Annotated in this window: 16 protein-coding genes; 15 read left to right on the top strand and 1 reads right to left on the bottom strand. The window is 32.1% G+C overall.

Features of this window, described 5'->3' with window-relative positions:
• The first annotated feature begins 75 nt into the window (after positions 1-75).
• Both QMG30_RS21660 and QMG30_RS21665 read left to right on the top strand, forming a co-directional pair.
• Positions 76-996, top strand: a complete 921-nt coding sequence (locus QMG30_RS21660; protein ID WP_309298662.1) for a S66 peptidase family protein — start codon at positions 76-78, stop codon at positions 994-996.
• Between the two features lie 56 nt (positions 997-1,052).
• The gene (locus QMG30_RS21665) at positions 1,053-2,120 is read left to right on the top strand and encodes a dipeptide epimerase (RefSeq protein ID WP_281819104.1); all 1,068 of its coding nucleotides are present in this window, start codon (positions 1,053-1,055) and stop codon (positions 2,118-2,120) included.
• A gap of 91 nt (positions 2,121-2,211) precedes the next feature.
• Here the strand turns inward: QMG30_RS21665 and QMG30_RS21670 are convergent, their stop codons facing one another.
• A complete protein-coding gene (locus QMG30_RS21670) occupies positions 2,212-2,736 on the bottom strand; it encodes a hypothetical protein (protein WP_281819105.1) in 525 nt (174 codons plus the stop codon).
• A gap of 282 nt (positions 2,737-3,018) precedes the next feature.
• On the opposite strand from QMG30_RS21670, the gene QMG30_RS21675 reads away from it, so the two are divergent.
• From QMG30_RS21675 to recA, 13 genes are all read left to right on the top strand, one after another.
• Positions 3,019-3,924 (top strand): dipicolinate synthase subunit DpsA, encoded by a 906-nt coding sequence (locus tag QMG30_RS21675; RefSeq protein ID WP_281819107.1) that lies wholly within the window; start codon positions 3,019-3,021, stop codon positions 3,922-3,924.
• A 5-nt stretch (positions 3,925-3,929) separates the two neighbouring features.
• Positions 3,930-4,517 (top strand): dipicolinate synthase subunit B, encoded by a 588-nt coding sequence (locus QMG30_RS21680; RefSeq protein ID WP_281819108.1) that lies wholly within the window; start codon positions 3,930-3,932, stop codon positions 4,515-4,517.
• A gap of 125 nt (positions 4,518-4,642) precedes the next feature.
• Positions 4,643-5,842, top strand: coding sequence for an aspartate kinase (gene dapG, locus QMG30_RS21685; RefSeq protein WP_281819109.1), 1,200 nt, complete (start codon positions 4,643-4,645; stop codon positions 5,840-5,842).
• A 143-nt stretch (positions 5,843-5,985) separates the two neighbouring features.
• Positions 5,986-6,696 carry a ClpP family protease gene (locus QMG30_RS21690; protein ID WP_281819110.1) on the top strand — a complete coding sequence of 237 codons (711 nt, stop codon included), beginning with the start codon at positions 5,986-5,988 and terminating at the stop codon, positions 6,694-6,696.
• Positions 6,696-6,896, top strand: coding sequence for a YlzJ-like family protein (locus QMG30_RS21695; protein WP_281819111.1), 201 nt, complete (start codon positions 6,696-6,698; stop codon positions 6,894-6,896). Before QMG30_RS21690 ends, QMG30_RS21695 begins: the two co-directional genes overlap by 1 nt.
• 78 nt (positions 6,897-6,974) lie before the next feature.
• The gene (locus tag QMG30_RS21700) at positions 6,975-7,847 is read left to right on the top strand and encodes an undecaprenyl-diphosphate phosphatase (protein ID WP_281819112.1); all 873 of its coding nucleotides are present in this window, start codon (positions 6,975-6,977) and stop codon (positions 7,845-7,847) included.
• A 68-nt stretch (positions 7,848-7,915) separates the two neighbouring features.
• The gene (locus tag QMG30_RS21705) at positions 7,916-10,327 is read left to right on the top strand and encodes an FtsK/SpoIIIE family DNA translocase (protein WP_281819114.1); all 2,412 of its coding nucleotides are present in this window, start codon (positions 7,916-7,918) and stop codon (positions 10,325-10,327) included.
• Positions 10,328-10,391: 64 nt separating this feature from the next.
• A complete protein-coding gene (locus QMG30_RS21710; protein ID WP_281819115.1) occupies positions 10,392-12,062 on the top strand; it encodes a formate--tetrahydrofolate ligase in 1,671 nt (556 codons plus the stop codon).
• Positions 12,063-12,083: 21 nt separating this feature from the next.
• On the top strand, positions 12,084-12,935 hold the full coding sequence (folD, locus tag QMG30_RS21715; RefSeq protein WP_281819116.1) for a bifunctional methylenetetrahydrofolate dehydrogenase/methenyltetrahydrofolate cyclohydrolase FolD: 852 nt from the start codon (positions 12,084-12,086) through the stop codon (positions 12,933-12,935).
• 66 nt (positions 12,936-13,001) lie between these two features.
• Positions 13,002-14,339, top strand: coding sequence for a 30S ribosomal protein S12 methylthiotransferase RimO (gene rimO / locus QMG30_RS21720; RefSeq protein WP_281819137.1), 1,338 nt, complete (start codon positions 13,002-13,004; stop codon positions 14,337-14,339).
• Complete coding sequence (gene pgsA / locus QMG30_RS21725) at positions 14,323-14,856, top strand: CDP-diacylglycerol--glycerol-3-phosphate 3-phosphatidyltransferase (RefSeq protein WP_281819117.1); 534 nt, start codon at positions 14,323-14,325, stop codon at positions 14,854-14,856. The genes rimO and pgsA overlap by 17 nt, the downstream gene beginning before the upstream one ends.
• A gap of 34 nt (positions 14,857-14,890) precedes the next feature.
• Positions 14,891-16,120 carry a competence/damage-inducible protein A gene (locus QMG30_RS21730; RefSeq protein ID WP_281819119.1) on the top strand — a complete coding sequence of 410 codons (1,230 nt, stop codon included), beginning with the start codon at positions 14,891-14,893 and terminating at the stop codon, positions 16,118-16,120.
• 353 nt (positions 16,121-16,473) lie between these two features.
• On the top strand, positions 16,474-17,544 hold the full coding sequence (gene recA, locus QMG30_RS21735; protein WP_281819120.1) for a recombinase RecA: 1,071 nt from the start codon (positions 16,474-16,476) through the stop codon (positions 17,542-17,544).
• Positions 17,545-17,583: the final 39 nt, after the last annotated feature.

Consider the following 17,583-nt stretch of genomic DNA (forward strand, 5'->3'; position numbering starts at 1 on the left):
TCGTAGCATAGAATATATAAGTAATATATTGCAAACAGAATTGTTAAGATGCACGATAATATATATTTTTAAGGGGTGATAATAATTAATAGACCACAGAAATTAGTTGAGGGAGATATTATAGGTGTCATTGCACCGGGAAGTCCTACAACCATGGATAAAGTCAATAAAGCTAAGAATTCTTTAGAAGAGTTGGGGTTTGAAGTCAAATTAGGTGAAAGTTGTTATGAAAAAGATACATATTTGGCTGGAGACGATAATCTGAGGGCTAATGATGTTAATGAAATGTTTCTAGACGATAATGTGAAAGGTATCATATGCTTGAGAGGTGGCTATGGAACAAGTAGAATACTTAATCTGATTAATTACAGAGCCATTAAAAAACATCCTAAGGTTTTTGTAGGTTATAGTGATATAACTGCTTTACATATAGCTTTTAACCAATTGAGTAACATGGTTACTTATCATGGTCCAATGGCTGGTGATATGCTTGAGGGGATGGATGAATTTACAAAGAAGAGTTTTTTCTATAGTATACAGGCAGAGAATGAAATATGCATTAATAATCCTAAGAGCAGTAATATTGAGTGCTTATGTCCAGGTGTAGCCAAGGGAAAAATCATCGGCGGTAATTTGTCTTTGATCATTTCAACTCTTGGAACTCCTTATGAAATCAATACAAAAGGTAAAATCTTGTTTATAGAAGAAGTAAGAGAAAGACCGTATGTTATCGACAGATTATTGATGCAATTAAAACATGCTAAGAAATTTCAAGATGCAAAAGGTATAATATTAGGTGATTTCAAAGATTGTGTTCCCAAGGAAAACGAGGATAGTAAAAGTTTGGAAGAAGTTTTTAATGAAATAATCAAACCACTGAACAAACCTACAATCTATAAACTGAAAGCAGGACATTGTAATCCAATGGTAACATTACCATTTGGACTAAATTCATATATGGATGCAGATAGAGGTGTATTGATATCCAATATATAGAAATATTAACTTATTGTAAGTGTGTAAATAATATTGATTGTGTTGAAGGTGATTAAATGAAAATAATTGATATCAAGACAGAAAAAATATCTATAGGTTTAAAAAAGCCATTTATTACTGCACTTAGAAGTCTAAGAAGTATAGACAGTATTGTCGTAAAAGTTATAACTGATGAGTACATAGGTTATGGTGCGGCAGCTGAGACAGCGGTCATAACTGGAGATATCAACAGTTCGATTATAGGTGCTATAGACTATATAAAAACATTTCTTATTGGAAAAGATATCAGTAGTTTCGAGAAGCTGATGGAAATACTTAATAACTGTATTGTTGGTAATACAAGTGCAAAAGCTTCCATAGATATGGCTTTGTATGATCTATACGGAAAATTATATAAAGCTCCTGTTTATAAGTTGTTAGGAGGTTATAGGGATAAATTGACTACAGATATTACAATTAGCCTAAAATCTCCTGATGAAATGGCTATCGATAGTATTCAAGCTGTTAATCAAGGTTTTAATGCGTTGAAAGTAAAAGTAGGTAATAATTCTAATCTGGATATTGAAAGATTAAAGGCCATAAGAAAAGCTGTGGGAAATACGGTTAGTATCAAAGTCGATGCCAATCAAGGATGGGAAGCAAAAGAAGCTGTTTATGTTATTAAGAGAATGGAACAAGAAGACATAAATATCGATCTTGCTGAGCAACCTGTTACGGCAGAAGATATAGATGGTCTAAAATATGTTACTGATAATGTTAACATACCTGTATTAGCCGATGAGAGTGTTTTTTCTCCTATGGATGCTATGAACATCATTAACAATAGGGCGGCTGATATGATTAATATTAAGCTTATGAAAACGGGAGGCATATATAATGCTCTCAAGATTGTTTCGTTGGCTGAAACTGTTGGTATGAAGTGTATGATAGGTTCAATGATGGAAAACATCATAGGAGTAACAGCAGCAGCACATTTAGGGGCTGCAAAGGCTAATATAATAGAGGTAGACCTTGATGTGCCATTGTTATGCAGTGAAAATCCGATTGATGGTGGGATTGTATATGATAAAAACAATATGATTCTTGGTATCGATTCCGGGTTGGGATTTAATGATATCTTTTAAATAAACTAATATCTATAGAAATAAATATAAAAAAACAGAATTAAACCTCCTTGGCAAGAATTATAAAATATTTTTGTTAAGGAGGTTTTTCTTATAAATCCATTTTCTTATTTTTATTGATAGCTCTCATAATATAAATATCCTTATCTTCTTTTTCAATGAAAGAATTGATTTTATATCCACTACTGATATATGTTTTTACAGCATGTCGATCATTACAATTAACTTGTAGGTAAGAGTATTTGGAATTGATTTTGTTGAATATGATTTTATGGGTCAATTCGATTATTTTCATACCGTAGCCCTTATTCTTTGCTTTTGTTTCCCCAATAACAAAGCCCATGAATTCAACAACATCATCATCTATAATTCTTATGGCAGTAGTACCTATGGGCATACCATAGACTTGTTTTTCTTCAACTATATAGATTAATAGTTTTTCATCTTTTTTATAATTTCTATACCATTTTCTACGGGTGATTTTAGAGTAATCACTATTCAATATAGTATCTCTTATTGAACTTTTCATAATCCATTGCTTAATCAAATTATAGTCTTTATTCTTTATTTCTCGAAACTTGAATTCATGATTTTCATATGAGGAATGTTTATTCAACAATCTAACACCTACCATATAATAATATTGAGACAAGAAGAAAAAATACTGATAAAAATCAGATTACAAGAACTTAATAAATTAATGTTATAGAGATAATTCATATATAAATATTAGCATTCATAATAGTCAATATATGTTAATCCATTTCAATAGGTACATTGTCTAAATAAAAATAAGGATATCCTTGTAAAATACATACAAATTTAATTTTCAGCTATCACATATAGCCTGTAGAAAACATATTTTATTATTAAAGTACAATAGTTAGTGATGATATTTATGAAGAAAAAAATAGCAGTGATTGGCGGAGATTTGAGACAGATTTATTTATCTAACATATTGGCTGATAAATATAGAGTATCTATTTTTGGTAACGAACATAAAGATCTTAGCAGTAAAGTATCTAGAGCATTATCTTTAAAAGAAGCTGTAAGAGATAGTCATATCATCGTTTGTCCAATACCTTTTTCTAAAGATAATGAGCACATATTTGTTGCTAACTCAAAAGAAAAAATACTATATAAAGATTTGTTTTCTCTAATTACCAAAGACCAGCGAATCTTTTCAGGTCCATATAAAAATGATGTGATAGAGTATGCAAAGGAAAACGACATCCGTTTATTTGATATTGTGGCTGCCTATGAATTCGCAATACTTAATTCTGTACCTACAGCAGAAGGTGTTATCGGTATGATGATAGAGAATCTAGGTATCACACTTTCAGGTAGCAAGTGCTTAGTGCTAGGTTACGGAAGGTGCGGTATGGCAATTTCTGATCTAGCTAAGAAAATGAATATGGATGTATATGTAGCATCTGCAAGTAATGAAGAATTGATAATGGCTGAAATCAAAAAATACAAAACTCTAAAGATAGAAGATAAAAAATTACTGCTTGTAGATTATTTGACTAGAGAATTTTTAGATGAAAGTAATTTTATTATAAATCTCGAGAGATTCAACTATGTAATCAATACGATTCCTGCTTCTCTAATAAACATTAATCTATCCAAGAAATTAGATAACTATATTTTTATTGACATAGCAAATATCTATGAAGATGATAAGAATAAATTCATTAATGCAAGAGGAATACCTGGTAAATATTCACCAAAAACGGCAGGAAAAATTATTAGTGATGTTATTGAAAAACATATGCAAGAAACTATTAATTTAGGAAAGGAGTAGATTATATGAAAGAATTAGAAGGTATGAAGATTGGTTTTGCTTTATGTGGTTCATTTTGTACTATGGATAGAATATTTGACCCATTAAAACAATTAGTTGAAAATGGTGCTGATGTGTATCCTATAATGTCTAATAATGCATACACTATAGATACAAGATTCGGTAATGCGAAAGATTTTGTCAAGAGATTAGAAGATATGACTGGACACAAGGTTCAAACCAAAATAGAAGAAACTGAACCTATAGGTCCCAAAAAGTTGATTGATATGTTAGTTGTTGCTCCATGTACAGGTAATACGTTAGGAAAATTAGCTAATGCCATTACAGATACATCTGTATTGATGGCAATAAAGGCAAACCTCAGGAATTGTCGTCCAGTTGTAATTGCTATAGCGACTAATGATGGATTAGCCCTTAATTTCAAGAATTTTGGAACGCTCATGAATACTAGAAATATTTATTTTGTTCCATTTGGTCAAGATAACCATGTTTCTAAGAAAAATTCATTGGTAGCTAAGATGGACTTGATATATGATACGGTAAAAGAAGCTAAGGAAGGTAGGCAGATACAACCCGTCATCATACAATACTAATAGATAAAATCCTTTTCAAAATAATGAGTATATGGTATATTTAGTTAAAAGATATAGAAGAAAAGATACTTTCAAGGATACTTGCATATAAGGATTCCTTGAAATATTAATTATGGGGTGAATATATGAGGATTTTGATTCAAAAATTTGGCGGTACATCTATGGCAACAGAAGAAACAAGAAAAAATGTTGTTGATAAGATAACAGAAGCGAAGAAAGAATATGATAATGTTGTAGTAGTGGTTTCGGCAATTGGAAGATTAGGTGCTCCATATGCTACTGATTCACTACTACATTTAGTTAATTATAAGAATACATTATTATCGCCAAAAGAGATAGATCTGCTTATGTCAGTTGGCGAAATAATATCAGCACTCGTTATAACAAATACTTTGTTGGAAAATGGAATCAAAGCTTGTGCGTTGACTGGCGGTGGTGCTGGGATAGTCACTGACAACGATTTTAATAATGCTAATGTAATAGATATCAAAACAGAGCCTATAATAAAATTATTAAATGAAGGAATAATACCTGTTGTAGCAGGATTTCAAGGAGCAACAGTGGAAAATGAGATTACTACTCTTGGTAGAGGAGGAAGTGATACAACTGCTTCTTTACTTGGAGAAGCATTAGATGCTGATGCCATAGAAATATTTACTGATGTTGATGGTATAATGACTGCTGACCCTAGAATATGCAAGAGTGCGAAAATAATCGACGAAATCAGTTATAATGAAGTTTTTCAAATGGCTGGAAGTGGAGCGAAAGTTATACATCCTAGAGCTGTCGAGGTAGCAAGCAGATCAGGAATTCCATTAATCATCAAAAACACATTCAACGATTCTAGAGGAACAAGTATAAAAACATTCATCAAGTCCGAGAGAAAGAAGACGATACAAGACAAACTTATTACAAGTATCGCTCATAAAACCAATATAATTCAATTTTCCATACAAGGAGAAATTGATGATGAAAACTTCTTTACTGAACTTGCAAATGAAAATGTAAGTATCGATATCATTAATATATTTCCAGAACGAAAAGTATTTACAATAGATGATACTTGTAAAAATAAAGTGATAAAGTTAATAAATAAATATAATGCGCCTTATACATTTATAGATAATTGCTGCAAAGTAACAGTCATCGGTGAGAAAATAACTGGAGTTCCTGGTGTAATGGCTAAGATAATCAGATGTTTGAGCAAATCATCAGTGGAGATATTACAAACAGCAGATTCATTATCTACAATAGCTTGTCTAATTAAAGAAAAAGATCTTGAAATAGCCACAGAAGCTCTTCATAAAGAATTTATGCTTGGGTAATGTTAGTGGTTGTATATTGAACTTAATGAAATGTTTGCCTCCGTTAAGTTCAATATATAAATTCGTCTTAATAGTATGAATGAAATACTATATTTATTCGTATAATATATGTACAAATATAAATAATCGAAGGGCGAATAATAATGGATAAAAATATAAAGACGAATGAACAAAACAATAAAGATGAAAAAGCCGATCCACAAGAAGTCAAAGAATATGGACAAGTTACAATTGATAAAGAAGATGACAGAATTCATTGTTTAACCATTATCGGTCAGATAGAAGGTCATGTGTGTCTACCACAGCAAAATAAGACCACGAAATATGAACATGTATTACCACAGCTTGCTTCTATAGAAGAGAGTGATAGTATTGATGGGTTGTTATTACTTCTCAATACAGTTGGAGGAGATGTAGAAGCAGGACTAGCTATAGCTGAAATGATAGCTTCATTAAGCAAACCTACTGTTTCTATAGTTCTTGGTGGAGGACATTCCATTGGAGTACCTCTTGCAGTATCTACGAAGTATTCTTTTATTGTTCCTAGTTCTACAATGACAATACATCCAGTTAGGATGAGTGGAACGGTGATAGGTGTGCCACAGACGTTTGAATATTTTGATAAGATGCAGGATAGGATAGTAGATTTTGTTACAAGAAATTCTAAAATAACAAGAGATAGATTAAAACAACTTATGCTTGATACTGGTAAATTGGCAAAAGATGTAGGAACAATAATTGTTGGTGAAGAGGCTGTTGAGGAAGGTATAATAGATGAATTAGGCGGAATTGATAAAGCTATAAAGAAATTATATGAAATGATTGAGGAGAATAAAAAAGAAGGTGAAGATTAATGTATTATTCTATAATACCTTATGAACAATTATATCCTACAACAGAAGATGAATATAAATATGAAGAGTTGAATTATAACGGTAATACTGTACAAGTATATAAAAAAGATGACAAATATATAATAAAAAGAGTCATATCTACTGATTTAAAAGTATATCTTAATAAGGAACTAAGTCCCGGAAGTGAGTTGAAAATGTGATAGTGTTTAGATTCATGGGTTGAAATAATGTGACAAAAGGGTTAAAATATAACATGCATAGATATGAGGGGGATTTTTATGTCATTTTTTGAAGCGATTCTTATGGGAATCGTTCAAGGTTTAACTGAATTTCTACCTATTAGTAGCTCGGGGCATTTAGCTATATCAAGACATATATTGGACCTTCAACTGGACAACATTTTATTTGAGGTACTACTACATTTTGGAACTCTGATTGCAATAATTGCAGTATATTCCAAAGATGTATTGGAATTAATCATTAATGGACTGAAAATAATAGGTCGTTGCTTCAAATACATAATTACAAGTGTACAGAATTTAATCTACAACGATAACAAAAAAATTCCAAAGATCATCAAGGATGATAAAAGCAAGTTTGTTATACTTATCATTGTTGCTAGCATACCAACAGCTATTATAGGGCTTGTATTGGAAAAGGTTATCATAAAATCATTTGATATCTTGTTAGTACCAGGTATATGCTTGATAGTTACTGGATTTTTGCTTCAATCAACTAATAAGTTAAAAACAGGAACTAAAAAAGAAGGTAAAACATCTTATAAAGATGCTATTATAATAGGTGCATTTCAAGGTTTTGCTGGACTTCCGGGTATATCTCGGTCTGGTTCTACCATTGTTGCTTCACTGTTAAGAGGACTTAGCAGGGAGTTTGCTGTAAAATTTTCATTTTTAATGTCTTTACCAGCTGTGGTTGGGGCAATGATATTACAGTTAAGGGATTTACCTATGGAATCAATAGAAGCAGTTATTTCTGCGCCATATATAATAGGTATGGCTGTATCAGCTTTAGTTGGTTATCTATGTATCAAATTTTTAATCAAGTTGATTAAGAATAACAAATTGCATTATTTTGCATATTACTGTTTTGCAGTTGGTATAATTGTAATAATCGCATATTTTGTTAATTAGATTAACTTAATAATCATAAATAAGATTTATGGTTTTTCGAATAGACATATGAAAAAGGGGGTAGTGATATGGCACCAAAGAAAAAAACATCTACTAAATCTACTAGTAAGAAGACTACAACTAAAAAAAGAACATCTAAGAAAAAAGATGATGACTTGATTTTGAATGATCTCAAATATGAAATAATCGCTTTAATATTTTTTGCTTTTTCATTACTCATGTTTGTTAGTGTTTATTTAGATAAGGCAGGGGCATTAGGAAGAATCATCAATAACGTTTTTTTTGGATTGTTTGGAGTTAGTTCATACTTAATACCTATATTGATATTTTTAGCATCGTTTTTTAAAATATTCAATAAAGGAAATAAATTACTAAATAATCGTATCTACCTAAGTTGTATTTTATTGTTGACGATATCTATTTTTTCACACGTCATATATATAAAAGGAGTTCAGATCATAAAAGTAAGTGGATTGAATGGATTGTTACCAGCACTGGCTAATTATTATAAATTATCTACTACAAGAGTATCAGGTGGATATTTAGGAGGATTATTTGGTGATTTACTTATTTTATTTATAGGGAAAATTGGTACTTACATATTATTAGTGTTGATATTTATAATTCTCATAATATTATTAACACAAAAATCATTATTCAAGTTACTGAAATCAATTGGTATTAAAGTAAAAGACGGAAGTAAAAATGCAATAGAAAAAACTAGAGAAGCAAGAGAAACTATGATTAAGGAATATGATTCTACTGAAGAAGTAAATTCCAAGAAAGAAAAAGTTAGTTTCTTAAGTAAAGTTTCCCTAAGCATTGATGATAAACCTGTAGAGGATTTTTTAGAAGAAGATAAGGAAAATGATATAAAAGAGAAAAAAGAAGAAGTCGTACATAAAGCTATAGAAGAAAAATATGTACCACCTAAAAATGATGTGAAATCAAGTAAAGTATATGATGATAAAGAAAAAAATGTAGAAACGGGTATTATTATAGAAGAAGACACCCAGGCAGAAAAAGTAGAATACAAATTCCCTGCAATCGATTTATTGAAGAAGAATCCTCTTAGTGGAAATAAAGGATCAAAAAGCGCAATACTCAAGAATGCAGATAAATTAGAAAAAACTCTTGAAAGTTTTGGAGTCAGAGCAAAGGTACTAAATGTAAGTTGTGGACCAACAGTAACTAGATATGAGCTTCAACCGGAACAAGGTGTGAAAGTAAGTAAAATAGTTTCACTATCGGATGATATCGCTCTTAATCTTGCAGCATCCGGAATTAGAATTGAAGCGCCTATACCTGGTAAATCAGCTGTCGGTATAGAAGTACCTAACAAGGAAGTTAGTTCAGTATTTCTACGAGAAGTTATTGATACTAATGAATTCAAACAATTTCCTTCCAATGTAGCTTTTGCTTTAGGTAAAGATATTGCTGGTAAAGTAATCGTGGCAGATATAGCACGTATGCCTCATATGCTTATAGCTGGTGCCACTGGTTCAGGTAAAAGTGTATGTATCAATACCCTTATTACAAGTATCATCTATAAATCTACTCCAGAACAAGTGAAATTGGTGATGATTGACCCGAAAGTAGTAGAACTTAGTGTATATAATGGCATTCCACATCTTTTGATACCAGTTGTAACAGATCCTAAAAAAGCAGCAGGTGCACTTAACTGGGCAGTCAGTGAAATGTCAGATAGATATAAATTATTTGCAGCATCGAATGTAAGAGACGTAAAAGGTTATAATAAGTTAGTAGCCAAGAATGGTGAAGGAACTACATTACCACATATTATCATCATTGTAGATGAGTTAGCAGACCTTATGATGGTTGCTCCAAATGACGTGGAAGATGCAATTTGTAGATTAGCCCAAATGGCAAGGGCGGCAGGTATCCATTTGATTATTGCTACTCAAAGACCTTCTGTAGATGTAATTACAGGACTAATTAAAGCTAATATTCCATCAAGAATAGCTTTTTCTGTATCTTCAGGTACTGATTCAAGAACTATCATTGATATGAATGGTGCTGAGAAACTTCTTGGAAAGGGAGATATGCTTTTCTATCCAGTAGGTATACAAAAACCTCTTAGGGTACAAGGTGCTTTCATATCCGATAAAGAAGTTGAACATATTGTAGAATTTCTGAAAGAAAGTCAGAAAACAATATATAATGATAAGATAATGAAACAGATATCTAGCGGTAAATCAGTTCTTAATAAACAAGCTGACAAAGACGACTATTATAATGATGCATTAGAATTGGTTATTGAAAAACAGAAAGCTTCAGCTTCTATGATACAAAGAAGATTCAGGGTAGGTTATAATAGAGCTGCTAGAATTGTAGACCAGTTACATGAATCAGGGATTGTAGGTGGTGAAGAAGGAAGTAAACCTAGAAAAGTTTTAATAACCAAGGAAGAATATGAAGAAATGAAAAACCAAGCTTCTGCAACGTCTGAAGACAAATAGTAACTAATAGTGAAATGATATCTACATTAATTATGACTAACTTTTATTAGAAGGAGAAATGAAAATGAAAACTGATATTCAAATAGCTAATGAAGCTAGAATGAAACCTATAAGTGTAATTGCAGAAAAATTAGGTATGACAGATGATGACATTGAATTTTACGGAAAATATAAAGCTAAAATAACTGATGAATTGTATAAGAAAGTAGAAAATAATCAAGATGGAAAGTTGGTACTCGTTACAGCTATCAATCCAACACCAGCAGGTGAAGGAAAAACTACTACTTCAGTAGGTCTTGGGCAAGCTATGGGACAATTGGGTAAAAATGCTATTATTGCACTAAGAGAACCTTCACTAGGACCATGTATGGGTATAAAAGGTGGAGCAGCAGGTGGCGGATATGCACAAGTTGTGCCTATGGAAGATATTAATCTCCATTTTACTGGTGACATCCATGCAGTTAGTATAGCACATAATCTTTTATCTGCTATGTTGGATAATCACCTACAGCAAGGAAACAAATTAGGTATTGATTCTAGACAGATAGTATGGAAGAGAGTTGTAGATATGAATGATAGAGCTCTCAGAAGTATTGTAGTTGGTCTAGGTGGTAAAATGCAGGGAGTGCCAAGAGAAGATGGATTTATGATTACTGTCGCATCAGAAGTGATGGCTATATTATGTCTAGCTACTGATCTAGAAGATCTGAAATCAAGGTTAAGTAGAATTGTGGTTGCTTATACATACAATGGTGAGCCAGTAACAGCTGGAGATTTGAAGGCTCAAGGAGCAATGACTGCACTACTTAAAGATGCGTTGAAACCTAATCTTGTTCAGACTCTAGAAAATACACCTGCACTTATGCATGGTGGACCATTTGCAAATATAGCACATGGATGTAATAGTATCAGAGCAACAAAACTAGCATTGAAATTAAGCGATATCGTTATTACAGAAGCAGGATTCGGTGCTGATCTTGGTGCTGAGAAATTTTTAGATATAAAATGTAGAAAAGGTAATCTGAAACCAGATGCAATTGTTATTGTTGCAACTATCAGAGCGTTAAAGTATAATGGCGGTATAAGTAAACAAGAACTTGCGAAACCGGATGTTGATGCAGTCAATAGAGGTTTTGTCAATCTTGAGAAACATATAGAGAATCTTCAGCAATATGGAGTACCTATCATTGTTACCCTTAATTCTTTCATAACCGATTCTAAGGAAGAAATAACTTCTGTAAAAGAGAAATGTGAAGCGATGGGTTGTGAATTCGCTATTTCAGAGGTATGGGAAAAAGGCGGTAAAGGTGGTATAGAGTTAGCAGAAAAAGTATTGGAAACTCTAGATAATAAAAAAAGTGATTTTAAATTCTTATATGATGAAAATGATAGTATAGAAAATAAAATCGATTGTATAGCTACTAAGATATATGGGGCTAATAGTGTTAATTATACTCCAAAGGCTAAAAAATCCATTAAGAGAATAGTTGATATGGGACTTGATAAATTACCTATATGTATTGCTAAAACTCAATACTCATTTTCTGATAATGCTAAGTTGTTAGGTAGACCAGAAGGTTTTGACATAACAGTTAGAGAAGTCAATGTATCAGCTGGAGCAGGATTTATAGTAGCTATAACTGGAAATGTTATGACTATGCCTGGATTACCTAAAGTGCCAGCTGCAGAAAATATTGATGTAGATAAAAATGGTAAAATAAGTGGATTATTCTAGATAAATAGGGAGGAAATACTTATGAGCACTATCATAATCGATGGTAAAAAAACGTCAGGTCAAATTAAAGATGAACTAGCCAATGAAGTAGTTGGACTAAAGGAGAAAGGTGTTGAACCGACTCTTGCAGTTGTTTTAGTGGGTAGTGATCCTGCATCCCAAGTTTATGTTAAACATAAGAAAAAAGCTTGTGAATATATAGGAATGAGATCATTAGCTTATGAGCTTGATGAAAAAACTACAGAAGAAGCGCTTCTTGAATTGATCGATGAATTAAATAATAGAGATGATGTACATGGAATATTGGTTCAGTTACCACTTCCTAATCATATAGATGAAGAAAAAATTCTACTTGCGATTGACCCATCAAAAGATGTAGATGGTTTTCATCCTTACAGTGTAGGAAACCTAAGTATAGGTAGAGATGGTTTCGTTTCTTGTACACCAGCAGGTATTATAGAACTGATTAAGAGGTATAATATACAGATAGAAGGTAAAAACTGTGTAGTTATAGGTAGAAGCAACATAGTTGGTAAACCTGTTTCTATGCTGTTATTAAAAGAGAATGGTACAGTAACTATTTGCCATTCAAGAACAAAAAATATAAAAGAAATATCTAAAAGAGCTGATATATTAGTAGTCGCAATAGGTAAAGCTAATTTTGTTACAAAAGACTTCGTAAAAGAAGGTGCTACTATTATTGATGTAGGTATGAATAGACTTGAAAACGGAAAATTATGTGGAGACGTAAAATTTGATGAGTGTTCACAATTAGCAGGGGCAATAACACCTGTACCAGGTGGCGTAGGTCCTATGACAATTGCAATGCTCATGAAAAACTGTATTAAATCAGCAACAAATATGTTAAAATAAATAATAGCTATCGTAAGCTCACGTAAATTAAAATAACTTGAATACAAAGGAGTGTTCTTATTGAACATAAAAATTTCATTTATTTCACTAGGTTGTGATAAGAATCTTGTGGATAGTGAAGTCATGCTAGGATTATTAAGAGACAAAGGATATACATTGATCAATGATGAGAAAGAAGCAGATGTTATTGTAGTGAATACATGTGGATTTATACAAGATGCAAAAGAAGAGAGCATCGAAACCATTATAGAAATGGGAAAGTATAAAGACACTGGTAAATGTAAAGCATTGATTGTAACAGGCTGTTTAGCACAGAGGTATCAAGAAGAACTTGTGAACGGAATGCCGGAAATAGATGCAATTCTTGGAGTCTCTAATTATGATAAAGTAATTGAAGCAGTTGAATCAGTACTTAACAATAAAAAATATATTGCTTTTGAAGATAATAGTCATCACCCACAAGATTACATTAATAGAGTAATCAGTTCAGCAGGTTATTCTACTTATCTAAAAATCGCTGAAGGGTGTGACAATCATTGTACTTACTGTATCATACCTAAAATAAGAGGAAAGATAAAAAGTAGAACAATAGAGAGTCTTGTTAAGGAGACAGAGTATTTAGCTGAAAATGGTGTGAAAGAACTGATACTAGTCGCTCAAGATACAACAAAATATGGTATTGATATTTATGGAGAGAAAAAATTACCAGATCTTCTTAGAGAATTATGCAAAGTTGATGGTATAGAATGGATAAGACTATTATATTGTTATCCAGAAGAAATAACAGACGAATTGATTGAAGTGATTAGGGATGAAGAAAAAGTACTCAATTATCTGGATATGCCTATTCAACATGCTAATAATGATATATTGAAGAGGATGGCAAGAAAAGGTACAAAAGAAATGATTCAAAATGCAATATCAGAACTTAGAAAAAACATACCTGATATATGCCTTAGAACTACACTTATTACAGGTTTCCCTGGAGAAACAAGAGAACAATTCGAAGATATGAAAAAATTTGTACAAGACATAAGATTCGACCGTCTTGGAGTTTTTGCGTATTCACCAGAAGAAGGTACTAAAGCTGCATTGTTCGAAGATCAGATAGATGATGAAGTCAAGGAATCAAGAAAAGATGAAATAATGGCGATGCAACAGGGAATATCCAAATCTATAAATGAAGAATTGGTAGGTAAGGTCTATCCTGTAATTATTGAGGGATATATTCCAGAAGATAGGGTGTATTGTGGAAGGACTTATCGTGATGCTCCTGAAGTAGATGGCATGATATTTGTAAGTTGTCCCTATGAATTAATATCAGGGGATATTATTAATGTTAAGGTTAGTTCGTCTAATGAATATGATTTAATAGGAGAGATTACTGATGAATATAGCGAATAAGTTAACTTTGTTTCGGGTTATATTAATTCCATTTTTTTTACTATCATTATATATAATAGAAGCACCATATGGTAATATCATAGGTGTTACAATATTTATAGTTGCTAGTTTAACTGATTTTCTTGACGGGCATTTAGCAAGGTCAAGAAATCTAGTAACTGATTTCGGAAAATTCATGGATCCATTGGCAGACAAGCTTTTAGTAGCTTCAGCATTGATTTATTTAGTAGAAGCAAAAGAATTAGCTGCATGGATTGTTATCATAATTATCAGTAGAGAATTTGTTATTAGCGGATTTCGTTTAGTTGCTGCTAATAAAGGAGTGGTTATCGCTGCAGGTTGGTGGGGTAAGATTAAGACATTTACAACTATGATTATGATTATAGTTGTTATCTGTAATTTTAATTTTGAAGGTATAGTCGTTATCGAACAGATACTTATATATGCTTCTCTACTATTTACAGTAATTTCTGCACTAGATTATATAACTAAGAACATAAGTATTTTTCATGAATAGTTTGAATTGACTTGGGAAAGAGAGATGGAACCATATGACTGCTGAAATAATAGCAATTGGAACAGAATTACTACTTGGAGATATCCTCAATACTAATGCCCAATACTTATCTAGGCAATTAGCAGATATGGGAATTTCAGTTTATTACCAATCAGTTGTAGGAGATAATGTTGATAGATTAAAAGAAACGTTAAAAAATGCTATGAATAGGACTAGTATCATTATCACAACTGGGGGGTTGGGTCCTACAACTGATGATTTATCTAAAGAAACTATAGCAAAATTACTGGATTTACCTCTTGTTGAGCATGAAGAATCAAGAGACAGGATAATAGATTTTTTCAAGAATCGTAACATAGATATGGCAGAAAATAATTTAAAACAGGCTTATATTCCTAAGGGGGCTATTGTTCTCAAAAATGATAATGGTACAGCTCCAGGGTTTATAGTTAATACCAAGAAGAACACTATTGTCGTTCTACCTGGACCTCCTAGTGAAATGAAACCTATGTTCGAATCAGAAGTAAAGAAGGAATTGAAGAAATTAAATGAAGGTGTTATATTATCAAGGACAGTAAAATTATGTGGTATTGGAGAGAGTACAGTAGCTAAGATTTTACAGGATGTGATTGATAAGCAAACCAATCCTACTATTGCTCCTTATGCAAAAGATGGAGAAGTACATCTTAGGATTACAGCTAAAACCGATAATGAGACTGAAGCTGTTAATTTAATTGATGATATGCAGCAAAAAGTTGATGAATACGTTGGCGATTATATATATACTACAGATGAGAAAACTCTAGAAGAGACACTAGTAAGTACATTAAAGGATAAAAATCTTACATTATCTGTAGCGGAATCTTGCACAGGTGGTATGTTAAGTGGTAGAATAATTAATTGTTCTGGAGTTTCTGAGGTATATAAGGAAGGGCTTATTACCTATTCTAATGAAGCTAAGATGAAATATCTCGGTGTGAAAGAAGAAACTCTTGCAAAGCATGGTGCAGTTAGTGAAGAAACGGCAAGAGAAATGGTAGAAGGACTTATAAGCAAGTGTAAAACAGATACCGCTATATCTGTTACAGGTATTGCAGGACCAACAGGAGGTACAGCTCAGAAGCCTGTAGGACTTGTTTATATTGGAGTGCACTATAATGGGACCACTACAGTCAAGAAGTGCAACTTTTATGGTAATAGACAAAAAGTTAGAACTAGAGCTGTGGTAGAAGGTCTGATTATGTTATGGAATCTAGTTAAATAATCACTATTTAATAAATTACAGGTTAAGTAATATATCCAATATATTTTTAGCCTGTAAAAAATGCCTATATATAAATTAGGAATTAATTAGATTGATCGGGAAACGATGAATACCGATCTGGCCTCCAATTAAATTAAAGATAGGATATATATTTTTAAGTCTATTGACTGGTAGGCTTATTTGTTATAGAATTCTTGGATTAGCGATATCATAGAAAAAACATAATAACATGCTAAATGAAATATTTGTTAAAAATGTGTTGACGTAAGTAAAAATATATATTATAATTAATAACGAACATAAGTTCGGTTGACTTTTAATTTGAAAGGGGGAACCTAGTTAATAGGGCATTTATGAAAGAAGATAAAAAACGAGCATTAGAAGCAGCAATTTCCAATATTGAAAAGGCATATGGAAAAGGTGCAATAATGAAGTTAGGTGAATCCAGAGAAAATATGAATATTGAAACCATTCCTACAGGATCACTTAGTTTAGATATAGCACTTGGTGCGGGAGGTATTCCAAGAGGAAGAGTTATAGAGGTATTTGGACCTGAATCTAGTGGTAAAACAACTGTTGCATTACATATGGTAGCAGAAGCACAGAAAAAAGGCGGTATAGCTGGTTTCGTTGATGCTGAACATGCATTAGATCCTGAGTATGCGAAGAAAATTGGTGTAGATATTGATAATTTATATATATCACAACCTGACAATGGTGAACAAGCACTTGAGATTACTGAAACAATGGTTAGATCTGGTGCAATTGATATAGTTATAGTTGACTCGGTTGCTGCACTTGTTCCAAAAGCAGAAATTGAAGGGGAAATGGGAGATTCTCATGTAGGACTTCAAGCAAGGCTTATGTCTCAGGCGTTAAGAAAGTTGACAGGAAGTATTAATAAATCTAATTGTATTGTTATTTTTATAAATCAATTGCGTGAAAAAGTAGGAGTCATGTTTGGAAGTCCTGAAACTACTACTGGAGGTAGAGCACTAAAATTCTATTCATCTATCAGACTTGATGTCAGAAGGATTGAAACGCTAAAACAAAGTACTGACTTTATTGGAAATAGAGTTAGAGTTAAAGTTGTTAAGAATAAAATTGCTCCACCATTCAAAACAGCTGAATTTGACATAATGTTTGGAAAAGGTATATCAAAAGCAGGGGATATCTTAGACTTGGCGACTCAAGAGAATATAGTTAATAAAAGTGGTGCTTGGTATTCATATAATGAAACCAGATTAGGACAAGGAAGGGAAAATGCTAAGCAATATCTTATGGATAACCCTCAGTTGTTAACTGAAATAGATACGTTGGTTAGAAAACATTTCGATATACCAGTAGACGAAGTGAAAGATGATAAGAAAAAAGAAGAAGTTAAAAAAGAAACAACTAATGATAAAAAGAATAAAAACAAGTAGAAATTAGTTTTATATAAATAAATTGTTAATTAGTAATGG

The sequence above is a fragment of the Vallitalea longa genome, assembly GCF_027923465.1.
In the GTDB taxonomy this organism is placed as follows: Bacteria; Bacillota; Clostridia; order Lachnospirales; family Vallitaleaceae; genus Vallitalea; species Vallitalea longa.